Source organism: Anoxybacillus gonensis (assembly GCF_001187595.1).
Lineage (GTDB): Bacteria > Bacillota > Bacilli > Bacillales > Anoxybacillaceae > Anoxybacillus > Anoxybacillus gonensis.
The window spans coordinates 1607398-1626511 of record NZ_CP012152.1 but is presented as its reverse complement, the minus strand read 5'-3'; the positions used below and the strand labels follow the sequence as shown (position 1 = coordinate 1626511).

Below are 19114 nucleotides of genomic sequence, written 5' to 3'. Positions count from 1 at the left end.
TTCTCCTTTAAATCGTAACCGATGTTTTTGTTTTTTTCCGAAGATCGAATCGGTCGGCGTTCATGACTTTCACCCAAGCTTGAATAAAGTCGCGGACAAATTTTTCTTTGTTGTCGTCTTGGGCGTAAAATTCAGCGTAGGAGCGAAGGATCGAGTTTGATCCGAAAATTAAATCTACACGAGTGGCGGTCCAACGAACAGCCTTCGTTTTCCGGTCGCGAATGTCATACAAGCCATCTTCCCTTGGTACCCATTCATAGTTCATATCGACAAGATGAACAAAGAAATCGTTTGTTAGCACCCCGATGCGATCCGTAAATACACCGTGAGGAAGATCGCGATACGTTGCTCCTAACACACGCAAGCCACCGACTAATACCGTCATCTCTGGGGCGGTTAAGCCGAGCAATTGGGCTTTGTCGACAAGCAGTTCCTCAGGGCCGACGCGATATTTTTTCTTTTCATAGTTGCGGAATCCGTCAGCGAACGGTTCTAATACGGCAAAGCTTTCCACATCCGTTTGTTCCTCCGTAGCATCACCTCGTCCTGGCATAAACGGTACGTGGATGTCAAACCCAGCATCGCGGGCTGCTTTCTCGACTGCTGCACTGCCGCCGAGTACGATTAAATCAGCGATGCTTACTTTTTTAGGGAGCGCGCGTTGAATGTCTTCATAAACCGCAAGCACTTTCGCAAGTCGCTCTGGTTCGTTCACTTCCCAATCTTTTTGTGGCGCGAGCCGAATGCGCGCACCGTTCGCTCCACCACGCTTATCGGAGTTACGGAACGTGCTAGCGGAAGCCCAAGCCGTTTTCACAAGCTCGCTAATCGTTAATCCTGAATGTAAAATTTCCGTTTTGATGTCTTCGATTTCTGCATCCGTTAATTCAACATCTGTTTCTGGAATCGGGTCTTGCCAAATGAAATCTTCTTTCGGCACTTCTGGGCCAAGATATCTCGTTTTCGGCCCCATGTCGCGATGAATGAGCTTAAACCATGCACGAGCAAACGCATCTGCAAATTCTTCTGGATGTTCATAAAAGCGACGAGCAATTTTTTCATATATTGGATCAAAGCGCAACGCTAAATCGGTCGTCAACATCATCGGCGGCACTTTCACATTGGCATCTTCGACATCAGGCGCTAAATGTTCTTCTTTTATATTCACCGCTTCCCATTGATACGCACCAGCTGGACTTTTCGTCAACTTCCATTCATATTCAAAAAGCAATTGTAAATAGCTATTATCCCATTGCGTAGGTGTTGGCGTCCAAGCACCTTCCAGACCGCTTGTAATCGTATCGCGCCCGTTCCCTTTTCCGTACGAGCTAAGCCATCCTAACCCTTGCGCTTCAATCGGAGCCGCTTCTGGTTCAGGACCGACATGCGATGCAGCACCAGCTCCATGCGCCTTCCCAAACGTATGGCCGCCTGCGATGAGCGCCACAGTTTCTTCGTCGCTCATTCCCATTCGTTTAAACGTCTCGCGAATGTCACGCGCCGCCGCAAGCGGATCTGGGTTGCCGTCAGGACCTTCTGGATTGACATAAATCAGCCCCATTTGAACGGCGGCAAGCGGATTTTCTAATTCGCGGTCGCCTGTATAGCGTTCTGAGGCGAGCCATTCTTTTTCCGCCCCCCAATAAATGTCTTCTTCTGGGTGCCATACGTCCTCTCTGCCAGCGCCAAAACCGATCGTTTTTCCACCCATAGACTCAATCGCCACGTTGCCAGCTAACACAATTAAATCCGCCCAAGAAATTTTATTGCCGTATTTTTGTTTAATCGGCCACAACAGGCGACGTGCTTTATCTAAGTTCGCGTTGTCTGGCCAACTGTTTAACGGTGCAAACCGTTGCGTACCTGTGGAAGCGCCGCCTCGTCCGTCGCCAATGCGATATGTTCCTGCAGAATGCCAAGCCATGCGGATAAACAGTGGGCCGTAATGTCCGTAGTCGGCAGGCCACCAATCTTGGCTTGTCGTCATGAGTTTACGCAAATCTTCTTTTAACGCCCAATAGTCAAGTGTTTGAAATTGTTCCGCATAATCGAACGTTTCGTCATGGGGATTCGTTTTTCGATCATGTTGATGAAGAATGCTTACATTCAGTTGGTTCGGCCACCAGTCTTTGTTTGTTGTTTTGTTTGAAGTATGATTCGTCACACTTCCATGGAACGGGCATTTGTTTTCCATTCTTTTATTCTCCTTTCCTACATATAAATGAAATATGATGCTAGGTGTTCACTCGTTGAGAGTGATAATAATTAGTACATTAGAATTATACTAAATTAATATTTAATAGTAAAGTAAAAATGATATTTTTATTTAAAAATTAGTAACTATTCAGCCACATCATAAAGTGAGCTGAATATTTTTTTCTTTCCTTGTCTATGATGTGAATATTGATAGACAAGGAGGTGAATCGCATGTTGACGGTACAACAAGCTGTATTTACGGTTGAGAGCTTAATGGGCAAAGTCCAACAACAAAAACAGCTCATTCATCAACTCATTCAAGAAAATGAACATTTGCGTCAAGAAAACAAACAGCTACGTAAAGAAAATGAACAACTGACATATCGCGTTCAAGAGCTGGAAGCACGCACGAAAAAAAACAGCTCTAATAGCCATCTGCCCCCATCTTCTGACCGTTTCGAGAAAAAGCGCTCCTCTCGTGAACCGTCTGGCAAAAAGCCTGGCGGACAGGAGGGACATGAGGGAACGACGCTCTGTCAAGTGGAACATCCACACCATCGTGTCGTTCATCGCGTCCATACGTGTCAAGGATGTGGGGCTTCTTTACGTGACGTAAAACCGTTCAAAGTCGATGTCCGTCAAGTGTTTGATCTGCCTCCCGTGACGATGGAAGTCACACAACATGAACGCGAAGTGAAATCATGCCCGCACTGTCGGTGCGTACAACAAGCCGAGTTCCCATCACACGTCACCAATCATGTGCAATATGGTCCACGGCTCACGGCGCTTGTCGTGTATTTATACAATATACAAATGATTCCATATCAACGTTTACGTGACATGATGGAAGAGTTATATCAACATCCGATCAGCACAGGAACACTTGTCAATATGGTCAAACGAGGACGCGAAGCACTCGAACCAAACATGGACATCATCGAGGAAGCATTGCTTCCATCGGATATCTTGCATGTGGATGAAACGAGCTTGCGGATCGATGGCAAACAGGCCTGGGTTCATGTCGCCTGTACATCTGCATATACATACTTAGCTCCTCACGCTTCTCGTGGAAAGAAAGCAACCGATGAAATCGGGATTCTTCCACAATATAAAGGAACGATGATGCATGATGCATTCGGTACGTATCCCAGATACACCGAAGCCACGCATGCCCTTTGTCATGCCCATCATTTACGTGACTTGAAAGGGTTCATCGAACAAGGGCATACATGGGCAAAACGGATGACCACGTTTCTATTATCCGCCAAACAAGTGGTCGAACAACATGGTGGCTTTCTTCCTGAAGAAGAAGCGAAACGTTGGGAGCGCGTGTATGATCGCATACTCGCGAAAGCGCAACATCGGTTGGAAGGGATGACACCGTTGCCAAAAAAAGCGCTCTCCTTCATTCGGCGACTTCAAAAACGGAAGGAAGAAGCGCTGCGCTTTTTGCGTGAAGCTCACGTTCCCTTTGACAACAACCAAGCCGAACGAGATCTTCGCATGGTCAAAGTCAAAGAGAACATCTCAGGGACGTTTCGTCAGGAAACGTTCGCGCAGTCGTTTTGCATCGCAAGAAGCATCGTTTCCACACTCACAAAGCACGAAAAAAACGTGTGGGACTCGTTGTGTCTTCTGTTGACAGGTGAAACGATAGATCGTGTTCTTTCCGCTACGTAGGGCATTTTCTATGACAGAAATGCCCTATTTGTGCTGGGCTTTTTACACACTAGCACGGGGGTGAATAGTTACAAAAATTATAAAAATCCCCCATTTCATTCTGTTTGCAGAATAAAATGGGGGATTTATACGTTCACATCCGCATTTCCGTTCATCGTTTCACTCCAATCTTTAATGTTGTAGCATATGTTTGACTTGTTCAGTTGTCAAGTTGCGAATAAATTCGATTAAGTCAATTGCCTCGATTCCGAATTCATTACATTTTTCAACGTATCTTTGGTAAGCTTTAGTATACATCTCCATAAACAAAACCCCTTTCGCACGTTTCTTTTGTTAGTTATATTGTATTATAACAGACTTAAAAAATCAATAACTGTTATATAATTATTTTATATTTATACAATGGTTAATTTTTGTAATAATATAGTCAAATCTTTTTGAATATCATGTGAAATTTCGAACAAATTTGGTTTGAATAATACAAAAAGTGGTATGATAAAAGTGTAATAATTATAAAAAATTATAAATAAGGAGAGATGCAACATGGTAGTAAAATGGTTACGTGAGCATGTAAGCGCAGCGGCCGTTTTGACAGTGTTTCGTTTGTATCTCGGTTATGAATGGTTTATGGCGGGATGGCATAAAGTAACAGGAGGATTTGATGCGACAGGATTTTTAAAAGGAGCACTTAGTAAAGCAACAGGGGAGCATCCAGCAGTACAAGGATGGTGGGCGTCTTTTATTGAACATGTTGCATTACCAAACGTTAGTTTTTTCAATTTTCTTGTACCATGGGGTGAGGTGCTCGTTGGAATTGCGTTGCTTTTAGGTGTGTTTACAACATTTTCTGCTTTGATGGGTGCTGTAATGAATTTTGCATTTATGTTTTCGGGTACAACAAGCACAAACCCGCAAATGGTTTTGTTAACATGTTTCATTCTTGTTGCAGGGGCGAATGCAGGAAAGTTCGGGCTTGATCGTTGGGTAATTCCGTATCTTCGTAAATATGTGAGTGAATATCAGAATAAGCGAAAAATCGCATCGACTTCTTAAATAAAAAAAGAAGACGGCCATACGCATCTTGTTGCGTGGCCGTTTTTTGTTTTAAGTAATTTTCACATGTAAGTAGTAGAATGAAAATGTTTGTAGTACAATAGAGTAGGCAAATGAAAGAGATTATACATATTTTACCGTTTTAGAAAGGATGGACATACATGCATGTAATAGAGTTAATTAAAGCGCTCATTTTAGGACTAGTTGAAGGAGCGACAGAGTTTGCGCCTGTTTCGTCGACTGGTCATATGATTATCGTTGATGATATGTGGCTAAAGTCAAGTGAGTTTTTAGGGAAGTATGGGGCGAATACGTTTAAAGTCGTCATTCAGCTCGGTTCGGTTTTAGCTGCCGTTGTGGTGTTTAAAGATAAATTTTTCGAATTGCTTTATTTACGAAAAAGCGAAGTGAGAACAGGACCGCGTTTGACGCTTATGCACATTTTTATCGGTCTTTTACCTGCTGGTGTGTTAGGTGTTTTATTTGAAGACTATATTGATGAACATTTGTTTTCGACGGAAACGGTGCTCATTGGGCTCGTGCTTGGAGCATTGTTGATGATCGCAGCAGACCGTTTCGGAAAACGAACGAAAGTAGCGCAAACAGTAGATGATATAACGTATAAACAAGCATTCATTGTCGGTCTCGTTCAATGTTTATCCCTTTGGCCAGGGTTTTCACGTTCGGGGTCGACCATTTCAGGTGGCGTACTTGTCGGAATGAGCCATCGCGCAGCAGCTGATTTTACATTTATTATGGCGGTGCCAATTATGGCTGGAGCAAGCTTTATTTCGTTGTTGAAAAACTGGCAGTACATCACAGTGGATGCTTTACCATTTTTCATTGTCGGTTTTATTAGTGCTTTTGTTTTTGCTTTGTTAGCGATTCGCTTTTTCTTGCGTTTAATTAATCGTGTTCGCCTTGTGCCATTTGCCATTTATCGCATCGTGCTTGCGGCAGTTATTTATATGGTTTATTTTGCGTAACAAAAAAAGGCTCCTTGCGCGGGAGCCTTTATACATTTAGCTGTTTTATCACTTTTGCTGGGTTGCCGCCGACGACAACGTGATCGGGAACGTCTTTTGTGACAACCGCACCGGAAGCGATGACAACGTTATTTCCGATTTTTACTCCTGGATTAATGATTGCCCCGCCACCGATCCATACATGATCACCGATGGAAACGGGCGCTCCGTACTCTAATCCTGATATTCTTTCCGTTGGATCAATTGGATGGGTAGCTGTATAAATGTGGACACCGGGACCGATAAGGCAGTTATCTCCGATGTGAATGTGACATACATCTAAAAAGACGCAATGAAAATTGGCGAAAAAGTTTTCCCCGACATAAATATTATATCCGTAATCGCAATAAAAAGGGGGCTCAATATATAAGTTTTCCCCTGTTGAGCCAAATAGTTCTTTCAATAAGGAAACACGTCGTTCATGTTCCGTTTCTAACGTTTGATTAAATAGCCTTGTTAAGCGACGAGCATGTTCGCGTTCTTTCAGTAACTCTGGATCTGTGGCACGGTATAATTGACCGCTTAACATTTTTTCTTTTTCGGACTTCATCTTTTTCACTCCTTTATTTTCCTATTTTCATTGTACCATACCAAAGCGCTATGTTTAAAAAAATCGTCAAAAACGCGCGAACGCATGATGAAAAAATAAGCCTATAATGAATGTGAAAAATAACACGAAAAGCTGGTGATGAAATATGCATGAACATGCGCTTGCGGTAGATTATAACGAACATCCGTTTATTGTCATTTGGGAAGTGACAAGAGCTTGCCAGTTAAAATGTGTACATTGTCGCGCCGATGCTCAACCGATCCCTGATCCGCGTGAGTTGACGCACGAAGAAGGGCTTCGGCTTATCGATGACATATATGAAATGAACAATCCAATGCTTGTGTTTACAGGCGGGGACTGTATGATGCGCGAAGATTTGTTTGAACTTGCATCGTATGCGATTAAAAAAGGGATGCGCGTTTCGATCACACCGAGTGCGACACCAAATGTGACGAAAGAAAAAATGAAAAAAGCGAAAGAGATTGGACTGTCACGCTGGGCATTTAGTTTAGATGGACCGACGGCTGACATTCATGATCGATTTCGCGGTACACCAGGTTCGTTTGATTTCACGATTGAAAACATTCGTTATTTAAATGAGCTACATATGCCATTGCAAATTAATACAGTCATTTCGCGTTATAACTATAATCATTTAGAACAAATGGCGAAATTAGTTGCAGAGTTAAAGGCAGTGATGTGGTACATTTTTTTACTCGTGCCAACCGGGCGAGGACAAATGGGCGATTGCATTAGCCCAGAGGAACATGAACAAGTATTTCGTTGGTTGTATGAGTTAAGTAAAACAGCACCGTATGATATCAAAACGACAGCAGCGCAACATTATCGTCGTGTTGTCATTCAACAAAAAATGCGCGAAAAACGAATTGCAGCAGGGGATATTCGTTATGAGCATGCGATAACTACAGATCATGCTTCGATGATTGACGGCTTAAAACGAGCGCCAAAAGGCGTCAATGACGGCAACGGTTTCGTTTTTGTTTCGCATACAGGAGATGTGATGCCAAGCGGCTTGCTTCCGATCGTATGCGGCAACGTGCGTGAGCAATCGTTATCGCATATTTATCGTGAATCGGAAGTGATGAAACAGTTGCGTCAGCCAGACTTATATAAAGGAAAATGTGGCATTTGTGAGTTCCGCTACGTTTGCGGTGGATCGCGTGCCCGCGCCTATGCAGTGACAGGTGATTATATGGAAAGTGAACCGTTTTGTGTATACGTTCCTTTAGGGATGAGAAAAGAAAAAACCCGAACGGTGTTCGCTTAATGCGGACGCTGTTCGGGTTTATGTATGCTAAAAATCAAAATGATCTGGGTCTGGGCCGATGCGGCGGTTTTCGTTTAGCGCGTCAATCGCATCCATTTCTTCTTTTGTTAAAGTAAAGTCAAAAATGTTTGCATTTTGAGCAATTCGTTGAGGCGTGACAGACTTTGGAATAGTGACGACTTCGTGTTGCAAGTCCCAACGTAAAATCACTTGAGCTGGTGTTTTATTGTATTTTTGTGCTATGTCGACAAGCGTTGGTTCGTTTAACAGCTCGCCGCCGCGCATAAGTGGTGACCACGCTTCTAATTGAATCTGATGCTGCTTACAAAATGCAAGAAGCTCTTTTTGTGTTAAACGTGGATGAAACTCCACTTGGTTGACCATCGGTTTTATTTCGCAATCAGCAAAAATATCTTCTAAATGATGAATTTGGAAGTTGCTCACTCCGATCGCACGCACGAAGCCATCTTTATACAACTTTTCGAGCGCCTTGTACGTTTCTTTATATTTTTCTTTGACAGGCCAGTGAACTAAATACAAATCAATATAATCAAAGCCGAGTTTTTTTAGGCTCGTATGAAACGCTTTTAATGTTGATTCGTATCCTTGGTCGGAATTCCATACTTTTGTTGTGACAAAAATTTCTTCACGACGAATGCCCGACTCGCGAATCGCTTGGCCGACTCCTTCTTCATTTTCATAAAATGCAGCCGTATCAATATGACGATATCCGATTTCAAGCGCTGTGCGAACAGAACGAATGACTTCCTCGCCTTCTTGCACTTTATAAACCCCTAAGCCAAGCCATGGCATACGAACGCCGTTATGTAACGTTGCAGCATCTTGTAAACTTTTCATCTCTATGCTCCTTTCCAATATTTTTCCCTTTTATTATGAAATGGATTGTATGAGAAAGCAAAACATATGCTCATTTGGAAGGAGCTACAAATTTAAGTCACGATAGTTTGGATGATGTTTTAACAGCTCAGAGACAGTGACAAATGTATATCCTTTTTCTTTTAAAATTGGTAAAATTTCTTTTAATGCTTGAACAGTTTGTTTTCGGCTACCGCTTCCGTGATCGTGAAACAAAATAATTTGTCCAGGCTGAATATGTTGAACGACACGGCGGACAATTCGTCTTGTCCCAGGATTTTGCCAGTCATATGTGTCTTGATGTTTTGACCACATGACGACAGTATATCCTCGTTGTTTAGCGATGTCTATGATCTGTTTGTTGTAGTAGCCGAGTGGGGGCCGAAATAACGTCGGGCGTTTTCCGGTAATGTCATATAGCACATCCTCGCTTTTTTTTATTTCTTCCTCAATCGTTTGTTTAGATTTGCCGCGAAAATCAAGATGCTTATACGTATGATTTGCAATTTCATGCCCTTCGTTCATTTGTCGCTTAATAATGTCAGGATATTTTTCAGCACGAAATCCAACGACGAAAAAAGTAGCTTTGGCGTCATATTGTTTTAAAATCGTTAAAATGTCAGGAGTGTATAATATGTCTGGCCCGTCGTCAAATGTAATCGCGACCATTTTTTCATCAGTCGGCACATTCCAAACAATATCATCATGTATTCGGTGAACAGGTGTTGTCGTGATGAGCAACAAAGACAAAAATAAGAAAAGTGCATTCATTTTTCATCCCCGCTTTTTTATATATCATGTGAAAAAAGTCGTTTTGTCATTCTCTTTTCCATACAAGACGTAGTAAAATAAAGATAATCAGGTCATGGGAAGGGATATCAATGAAAAAAATTGTTGGCATCATCGCATTTTTATTCGCACTTGTTGTGGGAGGAGTATATTTGTTTGCACAAGAAAGACAAACGGTGCGTGCAACGTGGCTTTGGAACCCATGGTTATTTGTGAAAGACGAAGATCGCGTCTTCTCTTTTTTACAGGAAAAACAAGTGAGCGATGTATACGTGCAAATCGACGAAGAAATCCCGATTGATACGTATCGTCAATTTGTTCGGCGTGCAACCGAAAAAGGTATTCGTGTGTATGCGCTCGATGGGGCGCCGAATTGGATTGAAAGTGGAGAAGGAATGGAACGCTTATTTGAATGGTTGACTAAATATGAAAGCGTTGCCGAGAAGAACGAAAAGTTTTTCGGTGTACACTTAGACGTTGAGCCGTACTTGCACGCATGGTGGCGGACGAATGAAGAAGGGGCGATCGCTTCGTATCAAACGGTGTTACAACGAGCACGTGAGCTTGCGAAAGAACGATCGCTACGGTTTGAAGTAGATATACCGTTTTGGTTTGATAGAGTACGGTATGGAAACAGCAATTTAGCGGAATGGGTGATTGCGAATACAGACGGTGTGACAATGATGGCATATCGCGATCAAGCAAGAGATATCATGAACATCGTAAAAAAAGAAATGCAAATAGCTAAAAAATACGGGAAACAAATTGTTGTAGGGGTTGAAACAGGACAAGTTGATGAAGGGGATGACGTTTCGTTTTTTGAAGAAGATGAGACGTATATGAACGAGCAATTGGCGATTGTTCAGAAGCACTACGCACGAACAAAAAGCTTTTCTGGCATCGCTGTGCATCATGTCGAGCAATGGATGAATAGGAACGGAAAAACAAGTGAAGGTGAGATAGATGAGTGAGCGTGAAGAAAAACAGCTGTATACGCTTGCAGAGTTTTTTGAGCTTGTCGGAGAACGACGAATGGAGTTGTACGAAGGTGTTCCTGTGCTCATGGCTCCAGCCTCATACGAACATGAGGGGGTTGTAGCGAATGTAATTGGGGAAATCACATTCGCGTTAAAAGGTAGCCATTGTTTTGTGTTTGGAAGCAATTTGCAAGTCGTGCTTCTTTTCCAAGATGAGCAAAAAGGAAAAGAAAATGTCACGGTGTTACCGGACATCTCAGTTGTTTGTGAGAAAGAGAAACTGCGCAATAAGCGTTGTTATGGCGCCCCAGACCTTGTTGTCGAAGTTCTTTCTCCAAGCACTGCAAGAAACGACCGATTATTAAAGCGTTATTACTATGAAAAAGCAGGGGTAAAGGAATATTGGATTGTTGATTATCAGCATCAGACGATTGAAAAATATGTCCTTTATAACGATCGTTTGCAACTAGAAGAAGTATATGATGCGCAAAACAATCATTTTGTCTCAACTTTGTTTCCAAATATACAGTTCTCTACACATGATATTTTTTCATTTTCTGATATATAAACAAAAAGGAAGGGGAAAATGTATGTCGAAACATACGAAGCACATTTATGAAGCAGAAAGACGAGTACAACAGGCAAAAGAAAAAATGGACAGCACGTATCGCTTAGCATACCATATTATGGCGCCGGTAAACTGGATGAACGACCCGAATGGGCTCATTCAATGGAACGGGGAGTACCATGTGTTTTATCAGTTTCATCCAGACAGCCCAAAGTGGGGGCCGATGCATTGGGGGCATGTGAAAAGTAAAGACCTTGTGCATTGGGAGCGTGCACCGATTGCACTTGCGCCGAGCGAATGGTACGACGAAGGCGGCTGTTTTTCAGGAAGCGCGGTAAATGACCAAGGAGTGCTAACCCTTATTTACACCGGAAATGTTTGGATGAACGAGGAGCAAACGGAACTGAAACAATATCAATGTATTGCAACAAGCAAAGATGGCATCCATTTTGAAAAAGACCCGAACAATCCGGTGCTTTCTGAGCCACCATTTGACTGCCAAGGGCATATTCGCGATCCGAAAGTGTGGAAACGTGGCGACGATTGGTATATGGTGCTTGGGACAAGAGAAGGAAACAACGGAAAAGTCGTTTTATACAAGTCGAACGATTTGCGCCATTGGGAATATGTCAACATCATTGCGCAAAGTGATGGCAACTTAGGCTATATGTGGGAGTGTCCAGATGTTTTCCGTTTGAACGGCAAAGATATTTTGTTGTTTTCACCGCAAGGAATCGAACCAGAAGGCGATCGCTTTCAAAACCTTCATCAAACAGGTTATGTTGTTGGTACGCTTGATTATGAAACGGGAAAACTAGCGCACGGAGCGTTTGAAGAGCTCGATAAAGGATTTGATTTTTACGCCGCGCAAACGTTTGAAGATGAGAAAGGTCGACGCATTTTGTTCGGTTGGATGGACATGTGGGAGTCGCAAATGCCGACGCAACAACACGGATGGGCAGGCGCGTTAACGATTCCGCGTCTTTTGGAATTGACAGATGACGAGAAACTGTTAATGAAGCCGGTGCCGGAATTACAATTATTGCGCCAAGAGCATATGCGTCTGAAATCGATCTCAGTAAAAGGAGAGGGCGGAACGTATACACTTCCATGGAAAGGGGATCGACTAGAGCTACTCGTTCGTTTTTCGGTAGCTGATTTTCAAGGAAATGCATTTGGTGTGAAAGTGCGCTGTGCGGAAGACGGAAGCGAAGAAACGATTTTCCGTTATGATGGAGAACAATCTATTGTCACATTTGACCGAAACCGCTCTGGAAAAGGCGAAGGCGGCACTCGTCGAGCGGCGCTAGATAAACAGGGAGATGTTGTTACGTTCCATTTCTTTATCGATCGTTCATCGGTCGAACTATTTGTCAACAACGGTCGACTTGTGATGACAGGAAGAATTTATCCATCCGAAACGAGCCAAGGAATCGAATTGTTCGCAGAAGGCGGGGACGTGACTGTCCTTTCTATCGATGCGTGGACATTGAAGGATATTTGGGGGGAAAAATAGGAGAGACGGTATACGAAGCCGTCTCTTTTCGTTTCCAACGGTTATCGTGTCCACATGAGAGGAATAGTATAAATGTATAAAGAAGAGATGGGGGATGATGATGGGACGATTTGTTATTTATATGATTGCATATGTCGTTATGGTCGTTGTGAATATCATTGCTGAGCGGCTTCCGTTAAATGGTCAGACGACAGGGGAAATATCGCGAAAAGTGGACGTCCTATTTACTCCGGCAGGGTATGTGTTTTCGATTTGGGGGCTCATTTACATCTTACTGGCAATTTGGATTTTAAGACAAGTTCCTTTTTCACGACGCGACTTGCCTATGTATCGTCAAGCGCTCGTCCCTTTTGTTATTAGCTGTATATTGAATGCGTTATGGATTGTTGTGTGGCATTATGAATATTTTTTCTTTTCGGTCATTGTGATGCTTTCTCTTCTTTTTACGCTGATCTCGTTATATACAGTGGTCAAACGTACGAATCCACATTTTTTTGATCTTTTGCCATTTTCTATTTATTTAAGTTGGATTAGTGTTGCAACGATTGCCAACATTTCATTTACTTTAAAATATAACGGTTGGGATGGAGTTGGATTATCTGATGCATTTTGGGCAATCGTGATGTTACTTATTGCGACAGCTTTAGCCTTTTTGTTCATGATCCGACAACGAGATAACATATATCCACTTGTATTTGTTTGGGCGTTTGTTGGCATCGGGGTGAAAAACCAAGGGACTGCGTCGCTTGTTGCATACGTTTCATTTTTGCTAGCAGGGGTTATATTAATTGGCACCGCATCTTTATACAAAGAAAAAACATAATCGCCCATACTTGCCTATGGGCGATTTATACATATTGACGTATTGCTTCATGAAATTGTTTTTGCATATCTTCGTCATGCAAAAGTTTTTTGAAGTTTGTTTTTGAAAATAAATATGTAGTGATGCTAGGGTCTTTTAACATATGTTTTATCGTATTTCGATCGAACGTTTTTTGTGGTGAAATAATTCCTATTTTTTGCAGATGTTTTAATTTTCGTTTTGCGGTGAGGAAATCAAACTGACCGAGCAACAAAAAATCTAACAATCCACCCAACATTTCAAAACATAACTCGAATAGCGTTCCCATCTTTCTCTCCGTCCTCTTTGCTATTTTTGATATATGATATCCTCTAATGTTTTTGCGTTATTTTTATTTAACGTACCAACATTTTCTGCGGGGGCATTACTTATAATCGTTGCTCCGATGTCCGTATGTTCAAACCATATGCGATACTGAATGACTTTCTCAGGCATCTGTTGTTTTCCTTGTTTAAATATGACAAGTTTCGCATCTTCTTGTCTGGCAATTTTCACTTCTATATATCGATTCCATTTGATTTGCTCACGTACGCGTTGTAACGACTCTAGTGTTTTTATGTCTGTTATTTCTTTTTCGGATGATGTTTTTCCATCAGTATAAATGATTACGTTCGCTTTTGTTATGACATCGTCCTCTTTCTGGATTAAGTAAAAAAGAAATATTCCGACTATTACCAAAAGAAACATCCACATATTCTTATGCATTTGATTTCCTCCATCTTCCTAATTGGATAATATTTTATCATGATCGACTAGTTTTTTGAACAAAGAAAATGTGAGAAGAAGTTTATAGAAGCAGAAGGGATTGAAATTTTGCAAAATCAAGAAAGCGATGTTTGATCTAAAAACGTATTTGATAAATATAGAAATACTCGATGCAAACATTGGAGCGATCATGCTAGTTCTCTATCACAACTCCACAGGTGCATATCGTCCCTCCACATTTTCTCCATATTTTTTCTGCTATAATGAAGAAAAACACCAATAAGGGAAGGAATTGTTTGTGCGAAAGCTTTCATTTAAGTTAGGGCTATTATTTTTTGTCTTTGTGCTAGGGGTTGAAACAGTTTTATTTGTGGCTTTATATGTGACGCTTGTTCATGCGAAGGTTGATGAAGAATTTGAACAATTACTAGCAAGAGGCAACAATCATCGGGCCGTGTTAGAAAGTCATTACGATGAAGTCACGTTAGAACATGTCGTCATGATGGAGTCGGAAGCGGAGACGGATGTCGTCATTACAGATGAGAAAGGAGACATTTTATATTTTTCCGATCACATTTTGCCGTTTGCCAAAAAAATCATTCCTCATGCCGATGCTCGCCACATTCCTCACAGCGGGATGGTTGTACAAAACAACTGGAAAAACGAATCGTATATTGCCACCGCTAGCCCGATTCGGATGGACGGCAAGACAAAAGGATATGTATATATGTTTCAGCGGACGGCTTCTATTCAAAATATGATTGCCAAATTAAAACACCATTTTCTCGTTGTCGGCATTGTTTCTGTCTTTTTGACGATTTTGACGATGTTTTTCTTATCAAGAGTCATTACGATTCCGCTTATTCGCATGAAACAAGCGACCGAAAAACTAAGCAAGGGAGATTTTTCTGTCCGTCTGCAAGTGAAAGGGGAGGACGAGCTAGCGCAACTCGGAAAAGCGATCCAAACACTTGCGACCGACTTAGAATATTTGAAAAAAGAACGAAACGAATTTTTAGCGAGCATTTCGCATGAACTGCGCACCCCGCTCACATATGTGAAAGGATATGCGGACGTTGCGCGCAGACCGAATATTGCTGAGGAAGAACGAGCGAAATATTTATCCATTATTTATGAAGAAGCAGAGCATATGCAAAAGCTAGTGAAAGATTTGTTTGAGCTTGCGAAAATGGATCAACATTCGTTTCAAATTAAGAAAGAACCAACTTCACTGTGCCTTTTTTTGAAAAAAATATACGAAAAAATGTATCCTGCATTTCACACGAAAAATATGTCGCTTGTCTACCGCTGTGAGGAAAACGTTACCGTTCATATCGATCAACAGCGGTTTGAACAAGTGATGATGAATCTTTTAGACAATGCGTTAAAATATTCTCGCCAAGGTTCTACTGTTTCTATTGACGTGAAAACAGAGAAAAAGAACGTGATCCTCATCATTTCTGATGAAGGAATCGGCATCCCTGAAAAAGATTTGCCACACATTTTTGAACGGTTTTATCGAGTCGATAAATCACGGTCACGAACAGGCGGGGGCACAGGGTTAGGTCTGGCGATTGCCAAAGAAATTGTCGAAGCGCATGGCGGTTCGATTCATGCGATAAGCGAATTCGGAAAGGGGACAAGCATCATCATTACGTTGCCGAGGGGGGAATGAAGGTGTATACCGTTTTACTGGTAGATGACGAAAAACGAATGTTGGATTTGTTAGAGCTGTATTTAATCCCAAACGGGTATCGTTGTGTGAAATGCGATTCAGGAGAGTCCGCTGTTCGCTATTTAGAAAATGACGAAGTAGACATCGTGTTGCTTGATGTGATGATGCCAGAGATGGACGGATGGGAGACGTGCAAACAAATCCGTAAATTTTCAAACGTCCCGATTATTATGGTTACCGCAAGAGATGCGACGACAGATGTTGTCCAAGGACTAAAAATCGGCGCGGACGACTATATTACAAAACCGTTTGACGAATCGGAATTGCTTGCGAGAATGGAGGCGGTATTGCGTCGTTCTGTAGGCAAACAAAAGAAACTCGAGTTTCACGGCTTAGTTTGGGATGAGGCGCAACATAAAGCCCAATATGCCGGGCACGATATTTTTCTCACGCCAAAAGAGTTTGCCATGCTAGGGCTTTTTCTCAAAAACCCAAACCGCGTATTTAGCCGCGAACAGCTGATCGTGACATTGTGGGGGTATAACGCCAATACAGAAGAACGGACAATTGATTCACATGTGAAAAATATTCGCGAAAAGCTCCGTCAAGCTGGTTTTCCGATTGATGAGTTTTTGCAAACGGTTTGGGGAGTCGGATATAAATGGAAGAGCAAGTAATTGCTTTATTTCATACGTACCCATCGATCGCTTTTCTTCTCAGCATTGGGATTAATATTGTAATTAGTATTTTAGGCGTTGTCCCGAGCGTCTTTCTTACGGCGGCTAACTTGGCGGTATTCGGTTTTTGGCAAGGCACGTTTTTATCGTTTATCGGAGAAGCAGTTGGTGCGATTGTGTCATTCTTGTTATATCGAAAAGGATTTCGCAAACTTTCGGAAACGAAATGGCTTTCCGATCCGAAAGTGAAACGTTTGCTTGAGGCAGAAGGGACAGAAGCCTTTTCTCTTGTTTTGTCTTTGCGTCTTCTTCCTTTTGTTCCGTCGGGGCTTGTGACGTTTGTGGCAGCGATTGGACGCATGTCACTCCTTCTTTTTCTGGTCGCCAGCTCGCTCGGAAAGCTGCCAGCACTTTTGTTAGAAGCATATTCGGTGTATCAAGTGATGAACTGGACGTGGCAAGGGAAAGTGATACTGACGCTTGTATCTACTTTTTTATTGATGTTTACTTGGAAGAAAATCACTCGAAAAAAGGCTTAAACGAATGAAAAAGAATGTGCGAAATCTAAATGATACAAAGGAGAGTCAACCATGACAAAAATGACGAAAGCAATCATCATTACATCATCCATTCTTCTTCTAAGCGCTTGTTCATCCTCCAACGAAAAAGAGCAAGCCTTTATTACAAGCAAAGAACAAGCAAAATCGAATGTATCTGTTACCAATAATCCTTTCTTTAAAGAAAAAAAAGAAGGAAAGATCGAGCATTTACATGGAATCGGTTATGCAGGCAACCAACATGCGATTTACTTTGCTACACATGAAGGTTTATTCGTTTACCAAAATAATAAGTGGTATGAAACGATCTCTAATAAACATGATTATATGGGCTTTTCGGCTACAGACGACGGCTTTTATTCATCAGGGCATCCGGAAGAAGGTTCATCTTTAGGAAATCCACTCGGTCTCGTGAAAAGTTTTGATAATGGACAAACATTGATGAATTTAGGATTTTATAAAGAATCTGATTTTCATTATATGACAGTTGGCTATAAAAGCCATACCATTTATGTTGTGAACCAAGAAGAAAATAAAACGCTCGGACAAGGGGTATTTTACAGTAAAGACGACGGCAAAACGTGGTCGCCAAGTCAATTGAACGGCCTGCCGCAAACTGCAGCGGGAACGATTGCAGCCCATCCAACGGACGAAAATATGGTTGGAATTAGTACATCGGAAGGAATTTTTGTTTCGAGAGATAATGGCAATACGTTTGAACGGTTCACTCGAAAAATCAATACGACCACGTTTGCGTTCCAAGAAAAATTCATTGTATTTGCAGCTGTAGAGAACGATAAACCTATCCTAATTAAACAATCATTAGACACAAAACAAGAGGAAGTTCTTTCCGTTCCTGCATTAGATGAAAAAGATCATATCATGTATATCACTTCTAATCCAGCAAATGACAACGAAATAGTAATTGCGACGATGAACGGGGATATTTTCATGACAAAAAATAACGGTGCAAGCTGGACAAAACTAGCATCGAAAGGGAAAATATAAAAAGACATGCGGGATAGCATGTCTTTTTGTTTACCTAATTCGCTCCACAATTTCTGCAAAATTCACTGCTACAATATAAACATCAGATTAAAGAAGAAGGTGAGAAGAAGGGTGTATTCGTTCTTGAGTCAAATCAGTAACCTTCTAAGTCAACCGTTTCTCAATATGGCAAATAGCATGACAGCGATTCCTATTTTGTCAGCCTTTATCCTTGGTATAGTGGGAGCGATGGCTCCGTGTCAACTCACTGGTAATTTAGGAGCGATCACGTTATACAGTAATCAGTCTTTGCAAAAAGGAATGGCTTGGAAAGAGTTGCTTTTATTTATTTTCGGTAAAATCATTGCTTTTTCCGGTTTAGGCCTGATTGTCTGGCTCATGGGGAAAGAGATTCAAAGTACGCTAACATTGTATTTTCCGTGGTTAAGAAAGCTTATAGGTCCCATTCTCATTCTTGTAGGCTTATATTTGTTAGGGCTTTTTAAAATGTATTGGAACGTTACCTTGTTCAAAGTGCCTGAGAGATGGCGAAAAGGAAAAATCGGTTCGTTTTTCATGGGATTTGGCTTTTCATTAGCTTTTTGTCCAACGATGTTTGTGCTGTTTTTTGTCACTCTCATGCCTCTCGTCTATTCAACGTCTTATGGGGTGCTATTACCGAGCATCTTTGCCGTTGGAACTTCTGTACCTGTTATTTTCTTTATCTTTGTCCTTTGGTACTTAGGATTTAGCGGCACTCTAATGAAAAAAGGAAGGCAGGTAGGGAGGATTGTTCAAAAAACAGCCGGAATCGTGATGGTTTTACTTGGTATATTAGATACGATCACTTATTGGTTTTAAAGTTAGGAAAAGGAGGGGAACTCAATGGGAATGTTTGGAGGTTCTTTCATGATGGTGGGGATCATGTTATTTTGGGTTGTATTAATCGCCGTTGGTTTTTATCTCTTATATCGTTTTATCAATGACCGGAAAGAAGAACTCTCTCCACTGGAGATATTGAAAGTACGATTAGCCAAAGGAGAGATTTCTTTGGAAGAGTTTGAACAGCTAGCGAAAAAATGTGAATAAATGATGAAAAGATGGTTGATAAGGATGATGTCAACCATCTCTTT

General features: G+C 41.6%; 21 protein-coding genes. 14 read left to right on the top strand and 7 right to left on the bottom strand.

The features are described 5' to 3' along the window. Positions 1-7: 7 nt before the first annotated feature. On the bottom strand, positions 8-2194 hold the full coding sequence (gene katG, locus AFK25_RS08480; protein ID WP_035067032.1) for a catalase/peroxidase HPI: 2187 nt from the start codon (positions 2192-2194) through the stop codon (positions 8-10). A gap of 233 nt (positions 2195-2427) precedes the next feature. Here katG and tnpC point away from each other — a divergent pair, with 233 nt between their 5' ends. After that, positions 2428-3876 (top strand): IS66 family transposase, encoded by a 1449-nt coding sequence (gene tnpC, locus AFK25_RS08475; RefSeq protein ID WP_049720887.1) that lies wholly within the window; start codon positions 2428-2430, stop codon positions 3874-3876. Positions 3877-4047: 171 nt separating this feature from the next. On the opposite strand, the gene AFK25_RS15310 is transcribed toward tnpC, so the two are convergent. Further along, on the bottom strand, positions 4048-4179 hold the full coding sequence (locus AFK25_RS15310; protein ID WP_009362344.1) for a hypothetical protein: 132 nt from the start codon (positions 4177-4179) through the stop codon (positions 4048-4050). A 240-nt stretch (positions 4180-4419) separates the two neighbouring features. On the opposite strand from AFK25_RS15310, the gene AFK25_RS08470 reads away from it, so the two are divergent. Next, the gene (locus tag AFK25_RS08470) at positions 4420-4929 is read left to right on the top strand and encodes a DoxX family protein (protein ID WP_019417845.1); all 510 of its coding nucleotides are present in this window, start codon (positions 4420-4422) and stop codon (positions 4927-4929) included. Between the two features lie 161 nt (positions 4930-5090). Next, complete coding sequence (locus AFK25_RS08465; protein WP_009362343.1) at positions 5091-5915, top strand: undecaprenyl-diphosphate phosphatase; 825 nt, start codon at positions 5091-5093, stop codon at positions 5913-5915. A 28-nt stretch (positions 5916-5943) separates the two neighbouring features. On the opposite strand, the gene AFK25_RS08460 is transcribed toward AFK25_RS08465, so the two are convergent. Then, entirely contained in the window at positions 5944-6504 is a 561-nt protein-coding gene (locus AFK25_RS08460; protein WP_035067640.1) for a sugar O-acetyltransferase, read from the bottom strand. Positions 6505-6649: 145 nt separating this feature from the next. On the opposite strand from AFK25_RS08460, the gene AFK25_RS08455 reads away from it, so the two are divergent. Continuing rightward, complete coding sequence (locus AFK25_RS08455) at positions 6650-7792, top strand: TIGR04053 family radical SAM/SPASM domain-containing protein (protein WP_035067638.1); 1143 nt, start codon at positions 6650-6652, stop codon at positions 7790-7792. A gap of 27 nt (positions 7793-7819) precedes the next feature. Here the strand turns inward: AFK25_RS08455 and AFK25_RS08450 are convergent, their stop codons facing one another. Together AFK25_RS08450 and AFK25_RS08445 are read right to left on the bottom strand one after the other, a co-directional pair. Continuing rightward, a complete protein-coding gene (locus AFK25_RS08450; protein WP_009362340.1) occupies positions 7820-8650 on the bottom strand; it encodes an aldo/keto reductase in 831 nt (276 codons plus the stop codon). 84 nt (positions 8651-8734) lie between these two features. Next, on the bottom strand, positions 8735-9439 hold the full coding sequence (locus AFK25_RS08445) for a polysaccharide deacetylase family protein (RefSeq protein WP_035067636.1): 705 nt from the start codon (positions 9437-9439) through the stop codon (positions 8735-8737). A gap of 110 nt (positions 9440-9549) precedes the next feature. Here AFK25_RS08445 and AFK25_RS08440 point away from each other — a divergent pair, with 110 nt between their 5' ends. The 4 genes from AFK25_RS08440 to AFK25_RS08425 all read left to right on the top strand — a co-directional run bounded on the left by AFK25_RS08440 (position 9550) and on the right by AFK25_RS08425 (position 13341). Further along, the gene (locus tag AFK25_RS08440) at positions 9550-10428 is read left to right on the top strand and encodes a hypothetical protein (RefSeq protein WP_035067634.1); all 879 of its coding nucleotides are present in this window, start codon (positions 9550-9552) and stop codon (positions 10426-10428) included. Next, entirely contained in the window at positions 10421-11002 is a 582-nt protein-coding gene (locus AFK25_RS08435) for a Uma2 family endonuclease (RefSeq protein WP_035067632.1), read from the top strand. Before AFK25_RS08440 ends, AFK25_RS08435 begins: the two co-directional genes overlap by 8 nt. Positions 11003-11024: 22 nt before the next feature. After that, positions 11025-12518 (top strand): glycoside hydrolase family 32 protein, encoded by a 1494-nt coding sequence (locus AFK25_RS08430; protein WP_035067630.1) that lies wholly within the window; start codon positions 11025-11027, stop codon positions 12516-12518. A gap of 100 nt (positions 12519-12618) precedes the next feature. Beyond that, the gene (locus AFK25_RS08425; protein WP_035067629.1) at positions 12619-13341 is read left to right on the top strand and encodes a TspO/MBR family protein; all 723 of its coding nucleotides are present in this window, start codon (positions 12619-12621) and stop codon (positions 13339-13341) included. Positions 13342-13366: 25 nt separating this feature from the next. Here AFK25_RS08425 and AFK25_RS08420 read toward each other — a convergent pair whose 3' ends face one another. Together AFK25_RS08420 and AFK25_RS08415 are read right to left on the bottom strand one after the other, a co-directional pair. After that, positions 13367-13648 (bottom strand): hypothetical protein, encoded by a 282-nt coding sequence (locus tag AFK25_RS08420; protein WP_035067627.1) that lies wholly within the window; start codon positions 13646-13648, stop codon positions 13367-13369. 20 nt (positions 13649-13668) lie between these two features. After that, complete coding sequence (locus AFK25_RS08415; protein ID WP_035067625.1) at positions 13669-14085, bottom strand: hypothetical protein; 417 nt, start codon at positions 14083-14085, stop codon at positions 13669-13671. Positions 14086-14383: 298 nt separating this feature from the next. On the opposite strand from AFK25_RS08415, the gene AFK25_RS08410 reads away from it, so the two are divergent. From AFK25_RS08410 to AFK25_RS08385, 6 genes are all read left to right on the top strand, one after another. After that, entirely contained in the window at positions 14384-15760 is a 1377-nt protein-coding gene (locus AFK25_RS08410) for a sensor histidine kinase (protein WP_035067623.1), read from the top strand. A 2-nt stretch (positions 15761-15762) separates the two neighbouring features. Further along, entirely contained in the window at positions 15763-16437 is a 675-nt protein-coding gene (locus tag AFK25_RS08405; protein WP_035067620.1) for a response regulator transcription factor, read from the top strand. Continuing rightward, a complete protein-coding gene (locus AFK25_RS08400; RefSeq protein ID WP_035067619.1) occupies positions 16422-16976 on the top strand; it encodes a TVP38/TMEM64 family protein in 555 nt (184 codons plus the stop codon). The genes AFK25_RS08405 and AFK25_RS08400 overlap by 16 nt, the downstream gene beginning before the upstream one ends. A 51-nt stretch (positions 16977-17027) precedes the next feature. After that, positions 17028-18002: a F510_1955 family glycosylhydrolase gene (locus tag AFK25_RS08395; RefSeq protein ID WP_035067617.1), complete on the top strand. Its 975-nt coding sequence runs from the start codon at positions 17028-17030 to the stop codon at positions 18000-18002. A 111-nt stretch (positions 18003-18113) separates the two neighbouring features. Next, positions 18114-18842: an urease accessory protein UreH domain-containing protein gene (locus tag AFK25_RS08390; RefSeq protein ID WP_035067615.1), complete on the top strand. Its 729-nt coding sequence runs from the start codon at positions 18114-18116 to the stop codon at positions 18840-18842. A 24-nt stretch (positions 18843-18866) separates the two neighbouring features. Continuing rightward, positions 18867-19070 carry an SHOCT domain-containing protein gene (locus tag AFK25_RS08385; RefSeq protein WP_035067613.1) on the top strand — a complete coding sequence of 68 codons (204 nt, stop codon included), beginning with the start codon at positions 18867-18869 and terminating at the stop codon, positions 19068-19070. Positions 19071-19114: the final 44 nt, after the last annotated feature.

Excerpts from the sequence above, each read along its gene's own strand:
- katG (WP_035067032.1), bottom strand. The coding sequence starts at position 2,194 with ATGGAAAACAAATGCCCGTTCCATGGAAGTGTGACGAATCATACTTCA.
- tnpC (WP_049720887.1), top strand. The coding sequence starts at position 2,428 with ATGTTGACGGTACAACAAGCTGTATTTACGGTTGAGAGCTTAATGGGC.
- AFK25_RS15310 (WP_009362344.1), bottom strand. The coding sequence starts at position 4,179 with ATGGAGATGTATACTAAAGCTTACCAAAGATACGTTGAAAAATGTAAT.
- AFK25_RS08470 (WP_019417845.1), top strand. The coding sequence starts at position 4,420 with ATGGTAGTAAAATGGTTACGTGAGCATGTAAGCGCAGCGGCCGTTTTG.
- AFK25_RS08465 (WP_009362343.1), top strand. The coding sequence starts at position 5,091 with ATGCATGTAATAGAGTTAATTAAAGCGCTCATTTTAGGACTAGTTGAA.
- AFK25_RS08460 (WP_035067640.1), bottom strand. The coding sequence starts at position 6,504 with ATGAAGTCCGAAAAAGAAAAAATGTTAAGCGGTCAATTATACCGTGCC.
- AFK25_RS08455 (WP_035067638.1), top strand. The coding sequence starts at position 6,650 with ATGCATGAACATGCGCTTGCGGTAGATTATAACGAACATCCGTTTATT.
- AFK25_RS08450 (WP_009362340.1), bottom strand. The coding sequence starts at position 8,650 with ATGAAAAGTTTACAAGATGCTGCAACGTTACATAACGGCGTTCGTATG.
- AFK25_RS08445 (WP_035067636.1), bottom strand. The coding sequence starts at position 9,439 with ATGAATGCACTTTTCTTATTTTTGTCTTTGTTGCTCATCACGACAACA.
- AFK25_RS08440 (WP_035067634.1), top strand. The coding sequence starts at position 9,550 with ATGAAAAAAATTGTTGGCATCATCGCATTTTTATTCGCACTTGTTGTG.
- AFK25_RS08435 (WP_035067632.1), top strand. The coding sequence starts at position 10,421 with ATGAGTGAGCGTGAAGAAAAACAGCTGTATACGCTTGCAGAGTTTTTT.
- AFK25_RS08430 (WP_035067630.1), top strand. The coding sequence starts at position 11,025 with ATGTCGAAACATACGAAGCACATTTATGAAGCAGAAAGACGAGTACAA.
- AFK25_RS08425 (WP_035067629.1), top strand. The coding sequence starts at position 12,619 with ATGGGACGATTTGTTATTTATATGATTGCATATGTCGTTATGGTCGTT.
- AFK25_RS08420 (WP_035067627.1), bottom strand. The coding sequence starts at position 13,648 with ATGGGAACGCTATTCGAGTTATGTTTTGAAATGTTGGGTGGATTGTTA.
- AFK25_RS08415 (WP_035067625.1), bottom strand. The coding sequence starts at position 14,085 with ATGCATAAGAATATGTGGATGTTTCTTTTGGTAATAGTCGGAATATTT.
- AFK25_RS08400 (WP_035067619.1), top strand. The coding sequence starts at position 16,422 with ATGGAAGAGCAAGTAATTGCTTTATTTCATACGTACCCATCGATCGCT.
- AFK25_RS08395 (WP_035067617.1), top strand. The coding sequence starts at position 17,028 with ATGACAAAAATGACGAAAGCAATCATCATTACATCATCCATTCTTCTT.
- AFK25_RS08385 (WP_035067613.1), top strand. The coding sequence starts at position 18,867 with ATGGGAATGTTTGGAGGTTCTTTCATGATGGTGGGGATCATGTTATTT.